Source organism: Massilia sp. 01N417, from assembly GCF_056399645.1.
The window spans coordinates 25,948-47,113 of sequence record NZ_JBFTRS010000003.1; the positions used below are offsets into that span (position 1 = coordinate 25,948).

The 21,166-nt window shown below is 65.2% G+C and carries 21 protein-coding genes and 1 tRNA gene; 12 read left to right on the forward strand and 10 right to left on the reverse strand.

The features are described from left to right. Positions 1-234: 234 nt before the first annotated feature. Positions 235-1,083 carry a hypothetical protein gene (locus AC1DOQ_RS03935; protein ID WP_477360477.1) on the reverse strand — a complete coding sequence of 283 codons (849 nt, stop codon included), beginning with the start codon at positions 1,081-1,083 and terminating at the stop codon, positions 235-237. A 269-nt stretch (positions 1,084-1,352) separates the two neighbouring features. Between AC1DOQ_RS03935 and AC1DOQ_RS03940 the strand changes: the two genes are divergently transcribed. Continuing rightward, positions 1,353-1,697, forward strand: a complete 345-nt coding sequence (locus AC1DOQ_RS03940; protein WP_477360479.1) for a zinc ribbon domain-containing protein YjdM — start codon at positions 1,353-1,355, stop codon at positions 1,695-1,697. An 18-nt stretch (positions 1,698-1,715) separates the two neighbouring features. Here the strand turns inward: AC1DOQ_RS03940 and AC1DOQ_RS03945 are convergent, their stop codons facing one another. Beyond that, positions 1,716-3,587 (reverse strand): PKD domain-containing protein, encoded by a 1,872-nt coding sequence (locus AC1DOQ_RS03945; RefSeq protein ID WP_477360481.1) that lies wholly within the window; start codon positions 3,585-3,587, stop codon positions 1,716-1,718. Positions 3,588-4,015: 428 nt separating this feature from the next. Between AC1DOQ_RS03945 and AC1DOQ_RS03950 the strand changes: the two genes are divergently transcribed. Together AC1DOQ_RS03950 and AC1DOQ_RS03955 are read left to right on the forward strand one after the other, a co-directional pair. Then, on the forward strand, positions 4,016-4,387 hold the full coding sequence (locus tag AC1DOQ_RS03950; RefSeq protein WP_477360966.1) for a COG4315 family predicted lipoprotein: 372 nt from the start codon (positions 4,016-4,018) through the stop codon (positions 4,385-4,387). Between the two features lie 94 nt (positions 4,388-4,481). Next, positions 4,482-5,225: an HAD family hydrolase gene (locus AC1DOQ_RS03955; protein ID WP_477360483.1), complete on the forward strand. Its 744-nt coding sequence runs from the start codon at positions 4,482-4,484 to the stop codon at positions 5,223-5,225. Here AC1DOQ_RS03955 and AC1DOQ_RS03960 read toward each other — a convergent pair. The 4 genes from AC1DOQ_RS03960 to AC1DOQ_RS03975 all read right to left on the reverse strand — a co-directional run bounded on the left by AC1DOQ_RS03960 (position 5,174) and on the right by AC1DOQ_RS03975 (position 8,728). Next, positions 5,174-5,623 (reverse strand): hypothetical protein, encoded by a 450-nt coding sequence (locus AC1DOQ_RS03960; RefSeq protein ID WP_477360485.1) that lies wholly within the window; start codon positions 5,621-5,623, stop codon positions 5,174-5,176. The genes AC1DOQ_RS03955 and AC1DOQ_RS03960 overlap by 52 nt on opposite strands. Next, on the reverse strand, positions 5,610-6,758 hold the full coding sequence (locus AC1DOQ_RS03965; RefSeq protein WP_477360968.1) for an MGDG synthase family glycosyltransferase: 1,149 nt from the start codon (positions 6,756-6,758) through the stop codon (positions 5,610-5,612). Before AC1DOQ_RS03965 ends, AC1DOQ_RS03960 begins: the two co-directional genes overlap by 14 nt. A gap of 109 nt (positions 6,759-6,867) precedes the next feature. Further along, positions 6,868-7,557, reverse strand: coding sequence for a hypothetical protein (locus tag AC1DOQ_RS03970; protein WP_477360487.1), 690 nt, complete (start codon positions 7,555-7,557; stop codon positions 6,868-6,870). Positions 7,558-7,585: 28 nt separating this feature from the next. Continuing rightward, a complete protein-coding gene (locus AC1DOQ_RS03975; protein WP_477360489.1) occupies positions 7,586-8,728 on the reverse strand; it encodes a branched-chain amino acid ABC transporter substrate-binding protein in 1,143 nt (380 codons plus the stop codon). A 68-nt stretch (positions 8,729-8,796) separates the two neighbouring features. Here AC1DOQ_RS03975 and AC1DOQ_RS03980 point away from each other — a divergent pair, with 68 nt between their 5' ends. Next, entirely contained in the window at positions 8,797-9,708 is a 912-nt protein-coding gene (locus tag AC1DOQ_RS03980; protein WP_477360491.1) for a PEP-CTERM sorting domain-containing protein, read from the forward strand. Here the strand turns inward: AC1DOQ_RS03980 and AC1DOQ_RS03985 are convergent. From AC1DOQ_RS03985 to AC1DOQ_RS03995, 3 genes are all read right to left on the reverse strand, one after another. Next, positions 9,661-10,602: a LysR family transcriptional regulator gene (locus AC1DOQ_RS03985; RefSeq protein WP_477360493.1), complete on the reverse strand. Its 942-nt coding sequence runs from the start codon at positions 10,600-10,602 to the stop codon at positions 9,661-9,663. The genes AC1DOQ_RS03980 and AC1DOQ_RS03985 overlap by 48 nt on opposite strands. Before the next feature lie 52 nt (positions 10,603-10,654). Next, positions 10,655-10,999 carry a CzcE family metal-binding protein gene (locus AC1DOQ_RS03990; RefSeq protein WP_477360495.1) on the reverse strand — a complete coding sequence of 115 codons (345 nt, stop codon included), beginning with the start codon at positions 10,997-10,999 and terminating at the stop codon, positions 10,655-10,657. A 288-nt stretch (positions 11,000-11,287) separates the two neighbouring features. Further along, entirely contained in the window at positions 11,288-13,360 is a 2,073-nt protein-coding gene (locus AC1DOQ_RS03995; protein ID WP_477360497.1) for a M13 family metallopeptidase, read from the reverse strand. A 156-nt stretch (positions 13,361-13,516) separates the two neighbouring features. Between AC1DOQ_RS03995 and AC1DOQ_RS04000 the strand changes: the two genes are divergently transcribed. The 3 genes from AC1DOQ_RS04000 (at position 13,517) to AC1DOQ_RS04010 (ending at position 16,598) form a co-directional block, all read left to right on the forward strand. Further along, on the forward strand, positions 13,517-14,380 hold the full coding sequence (locus tag AC1DOQ_RS04000) for a CAP domain-containing protein (RefSeq protein WP_477360499.1): 864 nt from the start codon (positions 13,517-13,519) through the stop codon (positions 14,378-14,380). Between the two features lie 131 nt (positions 14,381-14,511). Further along, positions 14,512-14,940: an organic hydroperoxide resistance protein gene (locus AC1DOQ_RS04005; RefSeq protein WP_477360501.1), complete on the forward strand. Its 429-nt coding sequence runs from the start codon at positions 14,512-14,514 to the stop codon at positions 14,938-14,940. Between the two features lie 203 nt (positions 14,941-15,143). Beyond that, complete coding sequence (locus tag AC1DOQ_RS04010; protein ID WP_477360503.1) at positions 15,144-16,598, forward strand: catalase; 1,455 nt, start codon at positions 15,144-15,146, stop codon at positions 16,596-16,598. 16 nt (positions 16,599-16,614) lie between these two features. Here AC1DOQ_RS04010 and AC1DOQ_RS04015 read toward each other — a convergent pair whose 3' ends face one another. After that, entirely contained in the window at positions 16,615-17,307 is a 693-nt protein-coding gene (locus AC1DOQ_RS04015) for an alpha/beta fold hydrolase (RefSeq protein WP_477360505.1), read from the reverse strand. A gap of 124 nt (positions 17,308-17,431) precedes the next feature. Here AC1DOQ_RS04015 and AC1DOQ_RS04020 point away from each other — a divergent pair, with 124 nt between their 5' ends. The 5 genes from AC1DOQ_RS04020 (at position 17,432) to AC1DOQ_RS04040 (ending at position 21,104) form a co-directional block, all read left to right on the forward strand. Beyond that, the gene (locus tag AC1DOQ_RS04020) at positions 17,432-17,917 is read left to right on the forward strand and encodes an acyl-CoA thioesterase (RefSeq protein ID WP_477360507.1); all 486 of its coding nucleotides are present in this window, start codon (positions 17,432-17,434) and stop codon (positions 17,915-17,917) included. Positions 17,918-18,424: 507 nt separating this feature from the next. After that, positions 18,425-19,015 carry a choice-of-anchor J domain-containing protein gene (locus AC1DOQ_RS04025; protein WP_477360509.1) on the forward strand — a complete coding sequence of 197 codons (591 nt, stop codon included), beginning with the start codon at positions 18,425-18,427 and terminating at the stop codon, positions 19,013-19,015. Between the two features lie 30 nt (positions 19,016-19,045). Next, positions 19,046-19,465, forward strand: a complete 420-nt coding sequence (locus AC1DOQ_RS04030) for a post-PEP-CTERM-1 domain-containing protein (RefSeq protein ID WP_477360511.1) — start codon at positions 19,046-19,048, stop codon at positions 19,463-19,465. Positions 19,466-19,468: 3 nt separating this feature from the next. Then, a complete protein-coding gene (locus AC1DOQ_RS04035; protein ID WP_477360513.1) occupies positions 19,469-20,947 on the forward strand; it encodes a PA domain-containing protein in 1,479 nt (492 codons plus the stop codon). Between the two features lie 81 nt (positions 20,948-21,028). Then, positions 21,029-21,104: transfer RNA gene (locus tag AC1DOQ_RS04040), tRNA-Phe, on the forward strand. The last annotated feature ends 62 nt before the right edge of the window (positions 21,105-21,166 follow it).

The window sequence follows — 21,166 nt, forward strand, 5'->3', positions numbered from 1 at the left end:
AGGGCCCGTGATCACGGGTCCTTACGGCGATGAAGTCAGCCTGTCCATCATCCAGTCAAACCAACTGTCCAACGCCTGTCGAGCAGGCAGCGGGGCCGTGGCAGACCGTCTGTTTCGGCCGGTTTCCTGAACGGCTTCCGCGACGCGACGGTTGTCCTATCGTGGAAGCAAGACGAGATTTGGACAAACCTGTTCGGCCGGGAGGCTCAGATCTCGTCTTTTTTGAGTTCATCCTCAGCTGGCGGTGATCTTTTCGAACACTTTGACGGCCGTCCCACCGCCGGGGACCAATGCACTGGCCAACTCCGATCCCATTTCGAAAAGCATTTCACGCGTGGTGATCGCCTGAAGCTTTTCCTTGAACCACTGACCGTTCTCGATCACTTCACCCGTCAGGCCGTCAACTTCAATCACGCCCACCTTGTCCTCGGTCGTCCAGGTAAATTCGAACGCAAACACCGGGCGGTAATACAGGAAAATTTTTTCAATCGTTACGATGTCTTCCTGAAACTCATGGGCATGGATTACCTCTGCGTCCAGCGTCTGGCGGATCTTTTGTACCAACATCGGCAAGCGCAATTGAGGGACAATCGCTTCGGACAATTCTAGTACCGTATGTTCCTGCACCTTGTATTTGTTGATGTAATTCGACAAAACGCTCTTCTTAAGGTCGCGCGATAGCCCGTCAAGATAGTCTTCGTAATTGATTTTCCTATGGGAGTACTCGACTGCCTGCAGATTGATCGATCGTTTGTTTCCCTGTTCCGCGACCGAATATTCCTTCCCGTTGATGAGCACCTTGTTCGCATACGCGTTACCGATCTCTACAGGATAGGTAAGCTCGCGTGAATAATCGACCGAGCGCGTCGTCATCACATGCCAGAAGGGCTCATAACGCAATACGTGCTTCGAAAGGAGAACAGTTTCTTCCTTGGGACGCTTGAAAGGGTTCAACTTCGCCAGCAGTCCAAAAGCATTCAACTTTTTCTGATTTGCCTGCTCGGTGGCAGCACTCAGAGGATAGACTTGGTCGAACACAAATACTTTTTCGGCATTGTTCGAATATTGAAGAAGTTCCGCCATATAAGCCCCAAAGAAATAGTTGTATATTAATCCACCTTCTTTGAGTTAAGGTAATTCATTTACATGCAGATGCGCCAGAGCAACGCTCATCATAGAGCCGGGTTTGGTATGATCTGATAGGAACTGGATGCGACTGAGGTCGACACTTGACGCTGAAATGAAAAATCCTCGTGTCGCTGATTTGATTCCGCCCCAGATCACCGAAATTTTAAGAAGACACCAGCTCCCGTTAGCGTCTTCTTCCCATCTTGCCAACACCGATACTGCCCATGACGACCTTACCTCCCTGCCCCGCCTGCAGCTCCGAGCTCACCTACGAAGACGGCTCCGGCAACTACGTCTGCCCCGAATGCGCGCATGAATGGCCGATCGCTGCCGATGCCGCCCCGGAAGAAGCGGCGCGCGTATGGCGCGACGCGGCAGGCAATGTATTGCAGGATGGAGACTCCGTCACCGTCATCAAGGACCTCAAGCTCAAGGGCGGTGGCGGCGTCATCAAGCAGGGCACCAAGGTCAAGAGCATCCGCCTGGTCGAGGGCGACCACGACATCGATTGCAAGATCGACGGTTTTGGCGCGATGAGCCTGAAGTCGGAATTCGTGCGCAAGAATTAAGCACGCCGCCGACGCTCGCTACTCCCGCAGTATCCTCCCCGCCACCAGCGCGCCGCCGGCAAGACCGGGGCGCGCGCCCTGGCTGTCGTAATCGACCACCTCCTTGTGCGTCACGGGATCGGCATGCCAGACCTTCAGGCCGAACCGTCCGCCTTTGCCGGCCGTCGTACTCAGGCTGAACCTGTAATCGCCCGCGCCATTGATCGTGCCGCTGCCCTCGAACTGTCCATCCGCCCCCTTCAAGGCCACGGGCTTCAGGCTGGCGCTGCGGAAGCTCAATCCGGGAAGATCGAAATGCAGCCGGGCCCCGGCGCCGGACAAAAAGCGGAAAGACGCCCTGGCGGAACGGCCCGGCGCCCGCCCGATCGCGCCCGGCGGCGAAACGACGCTGCCGCTGCCCACCACCACGCCGCCGGACGGGTCGTAGACGACCACCTTGCGGCCGACCGTGGCGCTGCGTCCGGCAGCGTCGACGACCGTGGCCCGCACCGGATAGATGCCCGGCGCAGCGTAGCTGTGGCTGGCGGTGGCACTGCCGGCGCCGGCGCTGCCGTCCCCCCATGACCAGGTAATGCCGCGCGCCGCGCGCCCGCCCGCATCGCCGAAGCTGAGCGATACGGCCAGCGGCGCCCCCACCTTCACCATGTCCGCCGCCGCGATCGGGCCGAGGGCGTAAGTCCCCGTACCGCCATCGTCCGGCTCCAACAGCACCAGGCCGGCGTTCGACGTCGCCACGATGGCGCCCTTGTCGTTGATCGCCAACGCATCATCCAGCGCGAGCCCGGCGGGCGCATCGCGCAGGCGCGTGTTCAGGTCGATCATGCCCTGGCGCGCGGACCACAGGAAGGCGCGCGAATCGCCGCTCGCATTGTCGGCTGAACCAACGATCTGCCCCTTGCCGTTGATGTCGATGGCGCGCGATTGCAGACCGCCGAACGTACCGAGATCGCGCATGCCGCCGGTGCGCGTCCATGCCATCGCGTGCTGCCTGTCGGTGCCGAAATCGATCACGCCGGCGGCCTGCATCTGGGGGTTCATCGCAAGCACGAAGGATTCCGTGCCCCCGGCCGTGCCGAGGTCGAGCATGCCGCCGGCGCGGGTCCACACGAAGGCGTGGTAAAGGTAGCCGTTGGCGGGCCCGGAGAAAGCGCCCGCGACCTGGTCCTTGGGACCGAGCGCGTAGGGGTAGGCATCGCCGCCGCCGGGGCCGGAGATATCGATCAGGCCGCTTGCCCGCGTCCACACGAATCCCGCGCGGTTCATGGCGGCCGTATCGGAATTGCCCGCGATCAGGTCTGCATCGTTAATCAAGCTCGCGCTGGAAAAGCTGGCGATGCCGGCCGTGAACGCGCCCAGGTCTTCGATGCCGCTGGCGGCGCTCCAGCGGAAGGCATGCGGCGGCGTCAGGCTGCCCCAGGAGGTGCCTGCCACCACGCCGCGGTTGTTGATCGCCGCCCCCGCCGACGCCGAGGCCCCGGGCACGACGCCGAGATCGACCATGCCGCTGCCGCTGCGCCACACGAAGGCATGCTCGAGGCCGGAAGGAAGCGAGGAATGGCCGGTCACCTGTCCCGCGTCGTTCAGGTCGACGGCATTGGTGCCCGGACCGCCCAGTGTGCCGATATCGGTCGTCACGGTGCCGTCGTAGAAGTAGCCGCGCGAGCCGGCGCCCGACTGCATCGAGAACGACACCTGGCCCTTGCTGTTGATGACCGGCAGTTCGCTGAGGTCCCCGCTGCCCAGGTTGATCACGCGATAGCGCGTCGGCGTTACCGCGGTCTGCGGCCCGGCAGGCCCGGCGCCATGCGCGGTCGCCAGGCCGGCGAGCAGGCAAGGCAGCAGCCAGAGCGAAGACCTTCCCGGTCCACCTGTTCCATGTAGGAGTCGCATTTTTTCCCCAAGTTAAGAAGTCAGCTAGTACTTTGAGCCGTCGGCACAGTGCCGAGTTTTGCCCAAGACTTCCGCCCATGAGGCCTGTCAACGCAAAGGAAGGATGCGAAAGCGCTGCACGCGGGTAGATATGAAAACGCCAACCTCGACGGGTTGGCGTTTTTTACGCTGATCAGTGGAAAAACAGATAGATCAGTACAAGAACGATGGCCGGCACGCCCAGAATCCACGCCAGGAAATATTTGCCCATGATCGTGCTCCTTTACGAAGTTATGCAATGAGTACGGATCCATGGTGCCTTGCAAGGATGCCATTGTCCGTACGCTAATACACAAAGTGCGCCGGCAGGCTTCCGCGCAGGACTACAATGGCCCGGCAGTTCACAACCTATCCGCGGTCTGAAGCATTCACAGGAGACTTCCATGAACATGAAATCAGTCAGCCTTGGTTCTGCAATCCTGCTTGCCGTATTCTCCCTGTCCGCACACGCGGCCGACCTGCCCGTCAAGAAGGTCAACGGCATGCTGGTCGATTCGAAGGGCATGACCGTCTATACCTTCGACAAGGACGCCGCCGGCAGTGGCAAGAGCGCCTGCAGCGGCGCCTGCGCGCAAAACTGGATGCCGGTGATGGCGGGCGACGCCACGCTGTCCCCGCCCTACTCCACCGTCACGCGCGAAGACGGCAGCAAGCAGCTCGCCTATCACGGCAAGCCGCTGTACACCTTCGTCAAGGACAAGAAGCCGGGCGACAAGGCCGGCGACAAGGTGAAGGACATGTGGCATACCGTCACCGATTAAGAAGCGATAAGCAGGTGGCGGCGTCATACACCGGTAACGATCGCGCTTGTATGATGAGTGAACTCCAGCAAGGAAAACCGGGCGCCAGGCACTCATGTACAAAAGCGACAAACGGCTGTTGATCCTCGACGCGGACGGCACGACCATCGATGCGTTTTCCGCCATCGAAGCGGCGTTCGCGCGGCACGGACTGGCGATCGGCGACGAGACCAGTTTCCGCAAGCGCCGCCACCTGCTGAAATACCTGGGGGGCTTGAAGGAGTTCCCTTCGATCATCAAGAACAATCTGCGCAAGGGCAGCCGCGCGCGGCTGGTCGACAGCCTCACCGAGGTCTACCGGCAGGAAGCCCGGCTCTACGAGGGCATTCCCGAACTGGTCCGGACCCTGATCGCGGCGCCCGACATCGCCGTCGGCATGGTCACGCGCAACATCACCAACGAGCCGCTGGAGACGCTGCGCCAACTGTTCGCACGCTACGACATCGACATCAGCGAGCTCGATTTCTTCGTCCACATCCCGCTCAGCGAGAAGAAGACCAGCCAGTTCCGCGCGATCCGCGAGCAGTTCGGCATCAACCCGGCGCGCGCCTATGTGTGCGGGGACGAGCACAAGGATTTCGCGGCCGCGATCGGCTCCGGCATGCATCCCTTCATGGTCTCCTACGGTTTCGAAGACTACGGACGGCTGACGGAAAAATTCGACATCCCGCACGAGCTGATCTCGCGCACCTCGGCCGAGCTGTGCCTGCGGGTGCGGCACGCCCTCGGCCTCGGCCACCATCCCGCTCAGCAGGTAACCCTGAACAGCAGAATACAGGCGGCCCCGAAGACCCAGTAGTCGACCGGCGCGCCCCACAACCAGTGCTTGTGCCAGGGCACGTACTCGCGCCGGAAACGGCGCCAGCCGAAGGCGGGATTGACGACGAACCAGAGGAAATCCTCGGCCACCCAGAACAGCATGATGCAGGCCAGCACCCGACCCTCCAGTCGCAGCGACCACTCGCCCATGAAGCACAGCGGGAAATGGAAGATGATGCCGATGAAGGAAAACATCCAGGCGTGGTAGCCCGTCATCGGACGGCCGCCCCAGAACAGGTCGAGCAGGCGATGGTTCTCGATCCGCCAGGTGGGCAGGTTGGCGGCCCAGCCGCCGTCTCCTTCGATCTCGACTTCGACGCGCGCAAAGAAATAGGCGGCGACCAGCACGCCGGCCAGTGTGAACTCAAGAGTGTGCATCGTGGCTTTCGGCTTGCTGCAGGACCACCGCCAGCACCTGCATGGCGGCGCGCGGGCGCCCCAGATCCCTGGCGCGGACGCGCATCGCCCTCAGCCGCGATGGACAGGCCAGCAGCGCACGGACGCGGTATTCCAGGGCCGGCAGGTCGGCGGCCTTCAGCGCAGCGCCCTGCTCGAGCAGGAAGTTGGCATTGCATTCCTCCTGCCCCGGAATCGCGGAATTGACGATCATGGGCAGGCCCATCGCCAGGCACTCGGCCGTGGTCGAGCCGCCCGGCTTGGTGATGACCAGGTCGGCGCAGGCCATCAGGCGCTCGACCTTGTCGGTATGGCCCTGCGGCGCCAGCCGGCCGGGAAAGTCGGCCGCCAGTCGCCGAAGCGCGGCCAGCTGCGCCGCATTCCTCCCCGCCAGGACGATCATCTGCAGGCCGCTGTCCGCCTCCAGCAGGCGCCGGGCCACGCCGCTCAAATCGCCGAGACCTGCCCCGCCGCCCATCAGCAGCACCGTACTCACCCAGGGGTCGAGGCCGAGCGCATGCGCGCATTCGATGCGGCCGGGACGCGCCGCGAAGCCCGGCATGACGGGGATCCCGGTGACGTGGATCGCCTGTCCGGACACGCCATGGCGGCGCAGCTGGAAAGCCACTTCCTCGCTGGCGGCAAAGTAGCCGGCGACGTGGGGATGGACCCACATGCGGTGCAGGTCGAAGTCCGTGACGTGTACCCACACCCGGCAGCGCAGGCGGCCGCTGCCGGCTTCGCGCGCCAGGATCTCGGCCGGCAGGAAGTGGGTGCAGACGACGATGTCCGGGTCGCGCCTGGCGACTTCCTCGACCAGGGGGCGGCTGTCGCGCGCTTCGATGCGGCGGCGCAGGCGGTCGATCCAGCCGTCCGCGCGCTCGCGGTTGGTCCAGCGGTAGATGGCGCTCCACAACCCCGGCATGCGCTTCACCAGGAACAGGTAGAGGTCGGTGTAGACCCGGCGCAGGCGCCGCGTGGCGAAGGCGGTGGCATCCAGGTGGCCGACGTCGGCCTGCACGCCGGCGACCGCGGCCCAGGCCTGGATGGCCTCGGCCACCCGCGTGTGCCCGGCGCCGGCGGGAACGCTGAGCAGCAGGATCTTCTTGCCGGCCATGGGCGCGTCGAAGCCGGTATCCCTCACGATCTGCATTCCCCTGGCATACGGCCCCCGAAAGATGGTTGCCGCCTACTCTAGACCGGCATCGTGACAGGAACGTGACGCGCTAGCTGTTGTGGTCGTGGTCGTGGTCGCCGGAGGCGTGGCCGAGACCGAGTCCCATGCCCATTCCCATGCCGCCGCCGCCTTCTCCTCCACCGCCACCGCCGCCCTTACCGGCGCCGGCGCCGCCTTCTCCCTTGCCGCGCGCGCCGCCGCTGCCCTGGGTGCGGGTCGGTCCCTGCAGCGGGATCGCGACATCCCGCGGCATCGGCCCCAGGTCCAGCGCCTCACGGATGAAGTCGCGCAGCGAGACCACCAGCTCCGCCGTGTGGATCGGACGTCCGGCCGCCATGTCGCTGGCGGCCTGGCCGGCCATCCGGCAGTGTTCCTCGGTGCCGAGCAGCAGGATGTCGGCCAGCGCCGCCTCGACGGCATCGCGGATGCGCCGCGAGCGCTCGGAATTCACGCGCGCCGCCTCCGCCGCTGACGGCACAGTGCCATCGGCCGCCGGCGGCGCCGCGCGCAGCTCGCGCAGGTGGGTCGGATCGACGGTCAGTTCGCCGGTGAAGGAGCCGCCCAGCGTCCGGTAGGCCGCGATCAGGGTCCGCAGGCGCTCGTTGATCTGGCGGTTCATGCGCTCGCGGCGCTGCTGGATGGTCTGCATCATCAGCACCCGGATGCCGACGCCGATCAGGGTGACGATGGCAAGGCTCATCAGCGTGGTAAACACGCCCTGCCAGGAACTGAGATCCATGTAGCGCACAGGCCCCCCCGCCCAGCGATCAGCGCACCACCTGCAGCTTCACCTGCTTGCCGTCGCGGTAGGTGTAGAGCGTCAGCGCGGCATTGTGCAGGTCGCCGTTGGGGTCGAAGGCGATGTCGCCGGTGACGCCGTGGTACTTGATCTTCGCCAGCGCCGGCAGGAACTTCGCCGGGTCGGTCGAATTCGCCTGCTGCATCGCCTGGGCGAACACCATGGTGGCGTCGTAGGCATAGGGCGCATAGGTCTGCAGCGGAATCTTGTAGCGCTGGCGGTAGCGTTCGGCGAAGGCGGCGGCGGCCTTTTCTTCTTCTGCGCTGCCGACGCCGCCGGCCACCACGCAGATCACCCTGCCGTTGCCGAGGGCGTCGCCGGCCAGCTGCGGCAGCTTTTCCGAGCACACCCCGTCGCCGGAGACGAGGGTCGCGCCGATGCCGAGCGCCTTCATCTGCTTGAGCATGGGACCGGCCACCGCATCCATGCCGCCGTAGAAGATCACGTCCGGCTTGTGGGCGCGGATCTGGGTCAGGATGGCGTTGAAGTCGGTCGCCTTGTCGTTGGTGAACTGGCGGCTGACCAGCTGGGCGCCGCCCACCGCTTTCACGCCTTTCGTGAATTCGTCGGCCAGGCCCTGGCCGAAGGCGGTGCGGTCGTCGATCACCGCGATCTTCTTCGCCTTCAGGGTCTTGATCGAATACGCCGCCAGCGTGTGGCCCACCAGGCTGTCGCTGGCCACCACGCGGAAGGCGGTCTTGTAGCCTTGCCGGGTATACAACGGCGTGGTCGCCGCCGGGGAAATCTGCGGGATGCCGGCGTTGTTGTAGATCTTCGAGGCCGGCACCGTGGTGCCCGAATTCAGGTGGCCGACCACCGCCACCACGCCGTTGTCGACCAGCTTCTGCGCCGCCGCCGTGCCCATCTTCGGATCGGCGCCGTCGTCCTCGGCCTGCAGCACGAGGCGGACCTTCCTGCCGCCGATGACCGGGGCTTTCGCATTCAGGTCGTCGATCGCCATGCGCGCGCCGTTCTCGATGTCCTTGCCCTGGTGGGCGCCGGTGCCGGACAGCGGCGACGCGCTGCCGATCCTGACGTCGAGCGGGGCCTGGGCCCGGGCGGAGGATGCGGAAAGAAGCAGCAGGACGGGCAGGATGACGGCTGGACGCATGGGCTTTCCTTTCGATGGGATGTCCGATTGTACAATCCTGCGGAAGATAACCAGATACCGGAGACGACATGCCCATCCGCCACGTCCTGCCCCGCACCATCCTCGCCCTCCTGGGCGCCGCATCCCTGCAGGCCGCGGCCGCGCCGGCCACCACCATCCTCTTCGTCGGCAACAGCTTCACCTTCGGCGCGCCGGCGGGTGCGGCGCCGCTGGTGCAGGGCTACCGGCCGGACAGCGTCACCGACCTGAACGGCACCCACATCGGCGGCGTACCCGCCCTGTTCAAGGCCTTCACCGTGCAGGCCGGCCTGGACTACGAGGTGAGCCTGGAAACCTCGCCCGGCAAGGGCGTCGACTGGCATTACGAGCACAAGCTCGCCACCATCGCCCGCCCCTTCGACAAGGTCGTTCTGCAGAGCTACAGCACGCTGGATGCCGCCAGGCCGGGCGATCCGGCCACGCTCATCAAGTATTCCGGCCTGCTGGCCCAGGCCTTCCACGACAAGAATCCGAAGGTCGACGTGCGCCTGGCCGCGACCTGGTCGCGCGCCGACCAGACCTACAAGCCGGGCGGCGCCTGGTACGGCCAGCCGGTGTACCAGATGGCGCTCGACGTGCGCGCCGGCTACGACAAGGCGGCCCGGGCGTCGCCGCTGATCGGCGGCGTGATCCCGGTCGGCCAGGCCTGGAACCGCGCGATCGCCAGCGGGCTGGCGGACCCGAATCCCTACGACGGCATGGACACGGGAATCAATCTGTGGGCGCCGGACGACTACCACGCCAGCGTCTACGGCTACTACCTGGAGGCGCTGACCATCTTCGGCAGCGTCACCGGCCGCGATCCGCGCTCACTGGGCGCCGGCGACTACGTGGCGAAGGAACTCGGCATCGGCGCCGACACCGCGGCCGCGCTGCAGAAGGTGGCGGCGGAGTCACAGGTCGCCGAAGTAGGCCATGTCGCGTCCGATGGCCGGCGGTAGTTCGCGCTTGAGCAGGTCGATCCAGGCGCGCGTCTTGGCATCCACGAAGCGGCCGGAAGGCAGCAGCGCGAAGATCGCGATCTCGGGCGAGCGCCAGCCGGGCAGGACCTGCACCAGCCGGCCGCTGCGCAGGTCGTCGACCGCGCTGTAGGCCGGCAGCAGGGCGATGCCCAGCCCGCGCAGCGCGCCGTCGAGCAGCACCTCGGCGGTATTGCCGATCAGGGGGCCTTCGGGATCCAGGGTCACGTGCTCGTCGCCGCGGTCGAGCTGCCAGCAGGAGCTGAACGAGGAGGTCACCAGCCGCAGGCAGGTGTGCCGGGCCAGGTCTTGAGGATGCTGGGGCGTGCCGCGCTGCGCGAGGTAGTCCGGCGCCGCGCACAGCACCGAGAACATGCGGCCCAGCTTCAGCGCCACCAGGGCGGAATCGGGCAGGTAGGGCGCCAGGTAGATGCTGACGTCGATGCCCTCGGCCAGCAGGTCGGGCGGGCTCTGCGAAGAGCTGTACTCGAGGATCACGCGCGGATTCGCCGCGCAGTAGGTGGAGACCAGCGGCGTCACGTAGCGGTTGCCGAAGGCCGTCATGCTCATCACCCGCAGGCGGCCGGACGACTGGTGGGCGGCGCCGCCGACCTCGCCCTCGGCCTGGGCGACCATGTCGAGGATGGCCTTGCAATGCTCGGCATAGCGCTCGCCGGCGCCGGTGGCGGAGATGCGCCGCGTGCTACGGTGCAGCAGCTTGGTCTGCAGGCGGTTTTCCAGCAGGGTCACGAGGCGCGAGACCTGCGCCTTGGACATGCCCAGGTGTTCGGCGGCGGCGGTGAAGCTGCCGCCATCCATGACGTGCACGAAGGCGTTCATCGCGTGCAGCAGTCCGTAATCGAGATCCTTGCGCATAGTCCGCCATATTACCAGCGCGCGGCGCGCGGCATCGTGCGCGCCTTAGTACTTAGTTACCCTGGTACAGCGGGTTGTCCGACACGTAGGCGGTGACGGGGTGGTTCAGCAGGCCCTGCGGCGCGATCAGCGCCAGGTCGAAGGGAACCACGTGGGCGCTGCCGTTCTGGAAGGTCCAGCTGAAGGAACGGTCGCCGACGACGAAGCGCACGGTCGAGCCGCCGGTGACGTTGACGTGGCGGGTGGCGTCGGTGACGACGATGACCTGGTCGACCGCGGCCTGGGCCGGCGCGGCATTGCCGCGGAGGTCGGCCTGTTGGACGCCGGCGAAGGCGGCGGTGCTGGCGGCGGCCAGGGTCATGGCGGTGAGGACGGGGAGGATCAGCTTGGTTTTCATGTTCGTTTCCGTTTCTATGTGCGCGGCGCCGCCACGGCGCCGCGCGTTGTTCTGGTGTGCCACCTGGCGTCGGTGGCACGTCAGTCGCTTGTTGTAGCGTTTTTCTGACAGGCAAATGGTAATCGCCGGAAACGAAGCGAAAAATAGCGATGGAGGGGATTGTTCGTTACGTATGACGTAACAATCGGACTGAAAAGACGGCGTACACGCCACAAAACGTCGTCCCCGCGAAGGCGCCTCGCTGCGCGAGGCCCCTGCGCGGGGACGACGAATTTCAAGCGACAGCGATTACCAGAAAATCACGCGATCTTCCGGCGCCAGGTACATCTTGTCGCCCGGCTTGACGTCGAAGGTCTCGTAGAAGCCCGGGTGGTTGCGCAGGCTGCCGTTGACGCGGAATTCCGCCGGCGAGTGCGGGTCCGACTTGACCTGGGCGATCAGGGCGGCGTCGCGCGCCTTGCCGCGGCGGGCCTGGGCCATGCCCATGAAGATGCGCTGCTCGGCGGTGTAGCCGTCGATCACCGGTGCCGGCTTGCCCTTCAGCGAGATCCTGTAGGCGCGGCTGGCCATGATGGCGCCGGCGTTGTCGGCGATGTTCTCGCCCAGGGTCAGCTCGCCGTTCAGGTGGTAGCCGTCGACCGGGCTGTAGCCGGCGTACTGGTTCACCAGCACCTTGGCCTTGGCGCGGAATTTCTCGCCGTCTTCCTTGGTCCACCAGTTGCGCAGGTTGCCGTCGCCGTCGTACTGCGAACCCGAGTCGTCGAAGGCATGGCTCATCTCGTGGCCGATCGAGATGCCGACCGCGCCGTAGTTGATGGCCGGCTCGGCGTCCGCGTCGTACAGCGGGGCTTGCAGGCGCGCCGCCGGGAACACGATCTCGTTCATGGTCGGGCTGTAGTAGGCGTTCACGGTCTGCGGCGTCATGCCCCATTCGCTGCGGTCGACCGGCTTGCCCAGCTTGCTGACGTTACGGTTGTGCTCGAACTCGCGGGTACGCATCACGTTGCCGACCAGGTCGTCACGCTTGATGGTGAGCGAGGAGTAATCGCGCCACTTGTCCGGATAGCCGACCTTCACCGAGATCTTTGCCAGCTTGGCCTGGGCGGCCTTCTTGGTCTCGTCGCTCATCCAGTCCAGGGTCTCGATGCGTTCCTTGTAGGCCAGCATGAAATTGTGGACCATCTCTTCGACCTGCTTCTTGCGCTCGGCCGGGAAGTAGTGCTCGACATAGACCTTGCCGACCACTTCGCCGAGGTCGCGGTTGACCTGGGCGATCGCGCGCTTCTCCAGCGGGCGGTTGACCTTGGTGCCGCTCAGCACCGCGCCGCGGAAGGCGAAGCTCTCGTCTTCGAAGGCCTGCGACAGGTAGTTCGCATAGGCGCTGATCAGGCGGAAGCTGAAGTAGGACTGCCAGGTCTCGACCGGGGTCGCGGCAATGATTTTATCCAGGCCCTGCAGGTAGGACGGCTGGCTGACCACGACTTCGGTCGCCTTGCCGACGCCGGTGTCCTTCAGGTAGGTGGCCCAGTCGAAACCCGGGGCCAGGGTCTTCAGCTCGGCGACCTTCATCTTGTTGTAGCGCTTGACCGGGTCGCGGTTCTCGACGGCGCTCCACTGCACCTTGGCGATCTCGGTTTCCAGCGCCACGATGGCCTTCGCTTCGGCGGCGGCATCCTTGTGGCCGGCCAGGCTCAGCATCTTCTCGACGTGGGCCAGGTACTTGGCGCGGGTGTCGGCTAATCTGGCCTCGTCCTGCAGGTAGAAATCGCGGTTCGGCATGCCCAGGCCCGACTGCGAGATGCCGACGATGTAGCGGGTCGAATCGCGGCTGTCCTGGCGCACGCCCATGTTCACCGGCGAACCGGCGCCGATGCGCTCGAAGTGGGCGGCCAGCCTGGCCAGCGCCTTCTTGTCCTTCAGCGCGGCGACGCGCGCCAGCTCGCCCTTCAGCGGGGCCAGGCCGAGTTCGTCGCGGCGCTGCTGGTTCACGTAGCTGGTGTAGAAGTCGCCCATCTTCTGGGTGTCGGAACCGGCTTTCGCGTTCTTGTCCTGGGCGGCCTGTTCGATCAGGGTGCGGATCTGCTGCTCGACCTTGTCGGCGGCGATGTTGAAGGCGCCCCAGCTGGAGCGGTCGTTGGGGATGTCGACGTCCTTCAGCCACTTGCCTTGCGAGTAGCGGAAGAAATCGTCCTGCGGGCGTACCGCGGCGTCCAGCGCGCCGGCGTCGACGCCGGAACGGAAGCCGGCTGCCGCGCTCGAGGCCGCCGATGGTTCAGCTGCCGCAACGTTGGCGGGCGTGCCGGCGTGGGCAAGGCTGGCGAACAGGCCCGCGATCAGGGCGCTGCACAGGGTACGCTTCATTGTGTTGTCTCCAAGGTAGATCGGGTGATTCGAACCGTCGATCCTAATTTAATCTTTGCCTGATGCCAAGGTTTCATCATGGTTTTCGCATATGCATGTGTTGCTTCGAGAATGCTTCACCTTGCGATCCCGGTTCGCCGGCCCCATCATCCCGTCATGCCCGCATCGTCCCGACTGTTCACCGCCGCGCTCGCCTGTGCCGTGTTGGCCGCGGCGCCCGCCTTCGCGCGCGACGGCGACGAACTCGCAGCCCTGATCAACGCCTACCGCGCCGCGCCCGGCAGCTGCGCGGGCCGCGCCGTCCGCCCGCTCGCGCCGCTGGCGAACGAGACCGCATTGGCCAGGCTGCGCATCGGCTTCGGCACCTTTCTCGAACCGGCCCTGAAGCAGGCCGGCTACGCGGCCGACCGCGCCGAGATGATCTCGGTGAGCGGGCCGCAGGATGCGCAGGCAGCGCTGGACGTCATCCGCGGCAAGTACTGCGGCCGTATCCTGAGCGCCGAGTTCTCGGCGGTCGGCGTTTCGCGCAGCGGCAACGAGTGGCAGGTGATCCTGGCCCATCCGCTGGTCTACCCTGCCCTGCCCGATCCGGCGCAACTGAGCCAGGAACTGCTGGCCCGCGTCAACGAGGCGCGCGCCACGCCGCGCAACTGCGGCGCCCAGGCCTTTGGCGCGGCCCCGCCCCTGGCCTGGAACGAGACCCTCGCCGCGGCCGCCCTGGGCCACAGCCAGGACATGGCCGCCAAGCACTACCACAGCCACAAGGAACCAGGCGGCAGCGACCCGCCCGAGCGCGCCACCCGATCCGGCTACCACTGGAGCCGGATCGGCGAGAACATCGCCTCCGGCCAGCGCACGGTGGCGCAAGCCGTGAGCGACTGGCTGGGCAGCCCCGGCCATTGCGCCAACATCATGAATCCGGCTTTCACGGAGATGGGCGCGGCCTATGCCGTGAATCCGGCCAACGAGAACCGCACGCCCTTCTGGACCCAGATGTTCGGCCGGCCAACAGGGCAGTAAGGGACCTGCCATGTTTTCCGCTATCGTTTCGATAGCGACAATTAAATAGCACGCTATTTAATTTCGCGCTATGATTCATCCCATCGAAGCACACGACACACACGACACATCAACCACGAAAGGGTAAAGCGATGACCACCAAGCTCGACAAGGTCCTGTACACCGCAAAAGCACACACCACCGGCGGCCGCGAAGGCCGTTCCGTCTCCAGCGACAAGCTGCTGGACGTGCGCCTGGCGCCGCCGACGGAAATGGGCGGCAAGGGTGACGCCACCAATCCGGAACAGCTGTTCGCCGCCGGCTACTCGGCCTGCTTCATGGGCGCGATGAAATTCGTCGCCGGCCAGAAGAAGATCGCGGTGCCGGCCGATGCGGCCATCGACGCCAGCGTCTCGATCGGCCCGATCCCGGCCGGTTTCGGCCTGGCGGTGGAACTGGCGGTAAGCCTGCCGGGCATGGACCGTGCGCAGGCACAGGAACTGGTCGAAGCCGCCCACGGCGTCTGCCCCTACTCGAACGCGACCCGCGGCAACATCGACGTCACCCTGACCCTGGTGTAAACGCCGGCCTCAGCCGGATTCAAAAGCGCCGCCCTTCGGGGTCGGCGCTTTTTTTTCGCCCATGCCGAGTGAATTTATATTTTCTATCGGATCCATATAAATAGATAGATTGCGCATATGAGATGAAAGCTCTACCATGGATTCATCAATAAACGCTATCGAACCCTTGAAACCGATAGAAAATCATCCTCACAGGAGCTGACATGACCGATCTCACCACCGCCTCCGGCATTCCCGTCACCGACAACCAGAACTCGATCACCGCCGGTCCGCGCGGTCCGGTCCTGCTGCAGGATTTCCACCTGATCGAAAAGCTCCAGCACTTCAACCGCGAGCGCATCCCCGAGCGCGTGGTCCACGCCAAGGGCTCGGGCGCCTACGGCAGCTTCACCGTCACCCATGACATCAGCAAGTACACGAAAGCGAAGCTGTTCAGCGAGATCGGCAAGCAGACCGAGACCTTCCTGCGCTTCTCGACGGTCGGCGGCGAAAAGGGTTCGGCCGACACCGAACGCGATCCGCGCGGTTTCGCCCTGCGCTTCTATACCGAGGAAGGCAACTGGGACCTGGTCGGCAACAACACCCCGACTTTCTTCCTGAAGGACGGCATCAAGTTCCCGGACTTCATCCACACCCAGAAGCGCGATCCGCAGACCAACCTGAAATCGGCCCAGCATGTCTGGGACTTCTGGAGCCGCGCGCCGGAAAGCCTGCACCAGGTGACGATTCTGTTTTCAAGCCGCGGCACCCCGGACGGCTACCGCCACATGGACGGCTTCGGCAGCCACACCTACAGCCTGATCAACGAGGAAGGCCGGCGCGTGTGGGTCAAGTGGCACTTCAAGACCCTGCAGGGCATCAAGAACCTGCCTGCCGCCGAGGCGGTGCGCCTGGCCGGCGTCGACCCGGACTACGCCCAGCGCGACCTGTTCAACGCGATCGCGAAAGGCGACTATCCGCGCTGGAGCGTCGAGATCCAGGTGATGGACGACGAACAGCGCGCCGCCTGGGAAGCGAAAACCGGCTGGGATGCGTTCGACCTGACCAAGGTCTGGCCCCAGGGCGATTTCCCGCGCATCCCGGTCGGCATCCTGGAACTGAACCGCAATCCGGACAACTACCACGCCGACGTCGAGCAGGCCGCGCTGTCGCCGTCGAATATCGTGCCGGGCCTGGGCTACAGCCCGGACAAGATGCTGCAGGCGCGCCTGTTCGCCTACCACGACGCCCAGCTCTACCGTGTCGGCACCAACCACCAGCACCTGCCGGTGAACCGTCCGCGCTGCCCCTTCCACAACCAGCAGCGCGACGGCGCGATGGCGATCGCCAACGGCGGCGCTGCGCCCAACTACGATCCCGTGCGCGCCGGCGTCCCGGCGGCGGGCGGTTTCGGCCACGGCGACGCCGGCTGGCAGCTCGAGGGAACGGCGGGCCGCTACGACACCCGCGCCCTTGACGATCACTTCAGCCAGGCCGGCAATCTGTTCCGCCTGCTGGACGAAGAAGAAAAGCGCAACCTGATCGAGAACATCGCCGGCTCCCTCTCCCAGGCCGATGCCGCGATCCAGGACCGCCAGATCGGGCACTTCCTGAAGGCCGATCCGGCTTATGGCCAGGGCGTGGCGGAGGCGATCAAGGCGCGCGCGAACAAGGCCTGATCAGGACGGACTGCGGTCAGCCGCCGTGGCGCTCCAGCCAGGGCACGATGACCGCGGCGAGGCGCGCCGGCGCCTCGATCGGGATCATGTGCCCGCTATCCTCGATCACCTCGAGGGTGGCGCCCGGGATGCCGGCCTGCAGCTCGCGCGCCTCCTCCAGGCTGCGCAACTGGTCCTGGGCGGCCGCCACCACCAGGGTCGGGCAGCGGATTTCAATCAGGCGATCGAGGTCGCCGGGGCGCTCCAGCATCGACTGGCGCCGGAACACCTCGCCTCCCAGCCGCACCCCCATCGCCCGCACCCGCTCGATCAGCGCCTCGTTGTCGCGCTGCTTCGGATGCAGCGACGACGCCACCGCAATGCGGCTCAGGCCACTGAAGGCAAGCGACGGCGCCGCCTTGCCGATGGCGCCCTTGCGCTGCCTGAGCGCCGGGCTGTCGGGACGGGTCGAGGTGGCGATCAGCACCAGCGCCCGCACCCGCTCCGGCGCCAGGCGGGCGATCTCGCGCGCGACGTAGCCGCCCATCGAAAAGCCGACCAGCAGGAAAGACGGCGGTGCCGTCTCGAGCGCCCGGCGCGCCATCGCCTCGATCGTGCCGTCGTGGCGCAGGTCGGCGTGGTGGACCGGCGCGAAGCGCGCCAGCGGCACCTCGAGGTCGCGCCACAGGGTGTCGTCGGCCATGAAGCCGGGGACGAGCAGAAGAGCCATCGGATGATCCTTTCTGGGTAAGGTAGCAATTTTAGGGGCCTGAGCCTGCGGTTGCCTCACCGGGGTTTCCATGTCAGCATGCGGTGTCAGGTATCAAGTACCAGGAAATACGCAAGGAGAAAGAATGAGTCTTCCCAACCATCAGCTGAGCATGACGGTGCTGATGACCCCCGATACCGCCAATTTTTCCGGCAACGTCCACGGCGGCCACATCCTCAAGCTGCTCGACCAGGTGGCCTATGCCTGCGCCAGCCGCTATGCCGGCGCCTATGTGGTGACGATGAGCGTCGACCAGGTCACCTTCCGCCAGCCCATCCACGTGGGCGAGCTGGTGACCTTCCTGGCGGCCGTCAACTATACCGGCCATAGCTCGATGGAAATCGGCATCAAGGTGCTGGCCGAGAGCATCCGTACCCAGGAAGTACGCCACGTGAACAGCTGTTTCTTCACCATGGTGGCCGTCGGCGACGACAAGAAACCGGTGGCGGTGCCGCCACTGCAGCCGTCCACGCCCGACGAAGCCCGCCGTTTCGAAGAAGCGAAAGGGCGCAAGGAACTACGCCTGGCGCTCGACCGCCAGCACGCCGAGCGCGCCAAGGCACGCGCCTGACCCTCCCATCCTCCTGACCGCACACAGGCGCCGACCGGCGCCTGTTTGCGTTTACTGCCTCTTCGCCGCTGCGCCGGCGTAATCGTTGTCGGCAATCTTTACACCCGCTCGAACGCGGCTCAGCCTTGCTCCGGCGTCTTCCTCACCCCGCTTTGCCGATCGTATCGACAACGGCCTTCACAGGAGAATTGTTAATTTTACGTGAAATTTCCTTGTGTCATTTATGAGCATAGAATTTCATTTAATTCAATGGAACAACAGTAATTTCTTGTTAAAAATTACTTTCCAGTCGAAAAATCTTACATTTTGATGACATTTTTGCTTTTGTTAAAATTTCCCTATACGAAATCAATTGCTTACAGTCCTGGCACGTATCGTGCAATACATACGCCGTTGGCTACCCGCCAATCCGGGGCGCGAGGCAAGGCCCACCCATCGTTCATACACAGGAGCGCAATACAAATGATAAAGAAAGCGTTAGCCGCAATGGCACTTGCAGGAACGGCGATGTCGGCACAGGCCGGGGTCGTGCTCAGCGAGGGATTCGAGAACGTGGCAGGCCTGGCCGCCAAGGGATGGGTATTCACCAACAACAGTACCCCGGGCGGCCTCACTCCCGGCTGGTTCCAGGGCGACCAGAACATCTTCGGCGGCCAGGCGGGCAGCCCCTACTCGTACGCGGCAGCGAATTACAACGGTGCACCCGCCGGCGGCACGCTCAATGCCTGGATGCTGACCCCGATCTTCGACGCCAGCCATGGCGCCACCGTCTCCTTCTACCTGCGAGCCGACCACCTCGACGGTTATTTCGACCAGATCAACTTCGGCTTCGTGAATGCCAACGGCACCCTGACCGGCCTGGGCCTGACCTCGGTCAGCGCGGTCCCGGACAGCGACTGGGTCAAGTACACCGCTTCGGTCGGCACCAGCACGCTGGGCTCGGTCCGCTTCGCCTTCCAGTACACCGGCTCGGCCGACAACGCCAACTATGCCGGCGTGGACAGCCTGCGCGTCGACTTGCCGGAACCGGCCAGCATGGCGCTGATCGTCGGCGGCCTGCTGGGCCTGGGCGCGGCACGCCGCCGTTCGCGCGCCTGATCATTCCCGTCACGATTTCTGGAGACTCTCATGTCGAAACTGAATTCCATCCAGCGCCTGCTGGGCACCGGCGCCGCCGGACTGGCCCTGTGCGCCTTCGTCCTGCCCGCCGGCGCCCAACAGGCGCAGCAGGAAGCCGTGCAATCCACCGATTCGCAAACCGTGACCCGTGACGCCGACACCGGCAAGCTGCGCCCGGCCACCGCCGCCGAACAGGCCACCCTGCAATCGCTCAAGGCCAATCTGGCGCGCGAAGCGCCCAAGCCGACCCTGCAGAAATTCCACCTCAACGGCGCCACCGGCGTACGCCTGACCGACGAGTTCCTGACCGCTTCGACGGTCGTGCGCACCGCCGACGGCAAGCTCGAAATGGTCTGCACCGACGCGCATGGCAGCCAACCCGCCGCTGCCCATGTCCATTCCGCCGCCAACACCCCAGTTACGGAGTAATCCATGCTCACCCCCGTCATTTCGCGTTCGCTGATCGCCGCCGCCTGCGCCCTGACCTGCCTGGCTACCCAGGCCGCCACGATCAACATCACCAGCCGCGACCCGGCCGGCAAGGGCTTCAACGACCCGACCCCGGTGGCACCGGTGGGCGGCAACCCGGGCACCACCCTGGGCGAGCAGCGCTGGAACGTCTACCGCTACGTGGCCGGCATCTGGGAAAAGAACCTGCAGAGCAACGTCACCATCAACGTCAGCGCGGGCTGGGAAGCCCTGACCTGCAGCGCGACCTCGGCCACCCTCGGCAGCGCCGGCGCGTGGAACATCTGGCGCGACTTCCCGAACGCCAAGCCTGGCACCTGGTATCCGCAAGCGCTGGCCAACAAGCTGGCCGGCAGCGACCTGAGCGCCGGCCAGCCGGACGACGGCAGCGGCTACGGCAACGTCGACATCAAGACCCAGTTCAACATCAACCTGGGCAACACGGGCTGCCTGGACGGCTCGCCGTTCTACCTGGGCCTGGACGGCAATGCCGGCTCCAAGGTCAACTTCGTCGAGACCCTGCTGCACGAACTGGGCCACGGCCTGGGCTTCTCGGTGCTGACCGTGCAGACCTCGACCGGCAACCGCCTGAACGCCGCAGGCACCGGCTACGTCGCCACCGGCGGCACGCCCAGCATCTGGGAACAGTACATGTATGACAACACGGCCAAGAAGACCTGGCTGAACATGACTTCCCTGGAGCGCCGTGCCTCGGCCATCAACCCGCTGCAACTGGCCTGGATCGGCCCGAACGTGAAGGCAGGCGCCGGCATGCTCAAGCGCATCCCGATCATCCAGACCAATTCGCCGGCGCCCGGCGGCAGCATGAACATCGACTTCAACACGGCCAGCTTCGGCCCGCTGCCCCCGAGCAGCGGCACCCTGGGCGTCCTGGCCAACGTTGCAACCCAGGCCGGCGAAGCGGGTCCGGGCTGCAGCCCCTTCGACGCCGCCAACACGGCAGCGGTGAAAGGCAAGGTGGCGATCATCAGCCGCGGCAGCTGCCCCTTCGTCGACAAGGTCAGGAACGCGCAGAATGCCGGCGCGGTCGGCGTGATCCTGGCGAACAACGCAGCCGGTGCCCTGATCCCTGGCGGCAGCGACGGCAGCATCGTCATCCCGGCGGTCGGCGTCACCCAGGCCGACGGCAACGCGCTGAAGTCCGCCGTCAACACCGCCGTCGCCTACGGCAGCCGCAGCAAGCCGGGCACCGTCACCGCCGTCCTGACCGTCGATCCGGTGCGCATCGCCGGTGCGGACGCCAACGGCAACCCGCTGCTGTACACGCCGAACCCGCTGGTGTCGGGCTCGTCGGTATCGCACTGGGACGTGACCGCCTTCCCGAACCTGCTGATGGAGCCGAACATCAACCCCGACCTGACCACCGTCGTGGTGCCGCCGTACGACCTGACGCTGCCGCTGCTGAAGGATCTGGGCTGGTAATCGGCCGAGCTTCGCGGAACGTGGCGCCTTGTGCACGAAATTATGGATTTATCGTAACTTCGTGCTACAATGCGCCGCCTTGGCCTGGTAGCTCAGTTGGTAGAGCAGAGGATTGAAAATCCTTGTGTCGGTGGTTCGATTCCGCCCCGGGCCACCAAGAATGCCGTGAACAAAAACGCCAACCCATGCGGGTTGGCGTTTTTGTTTATGGCGCCAGGA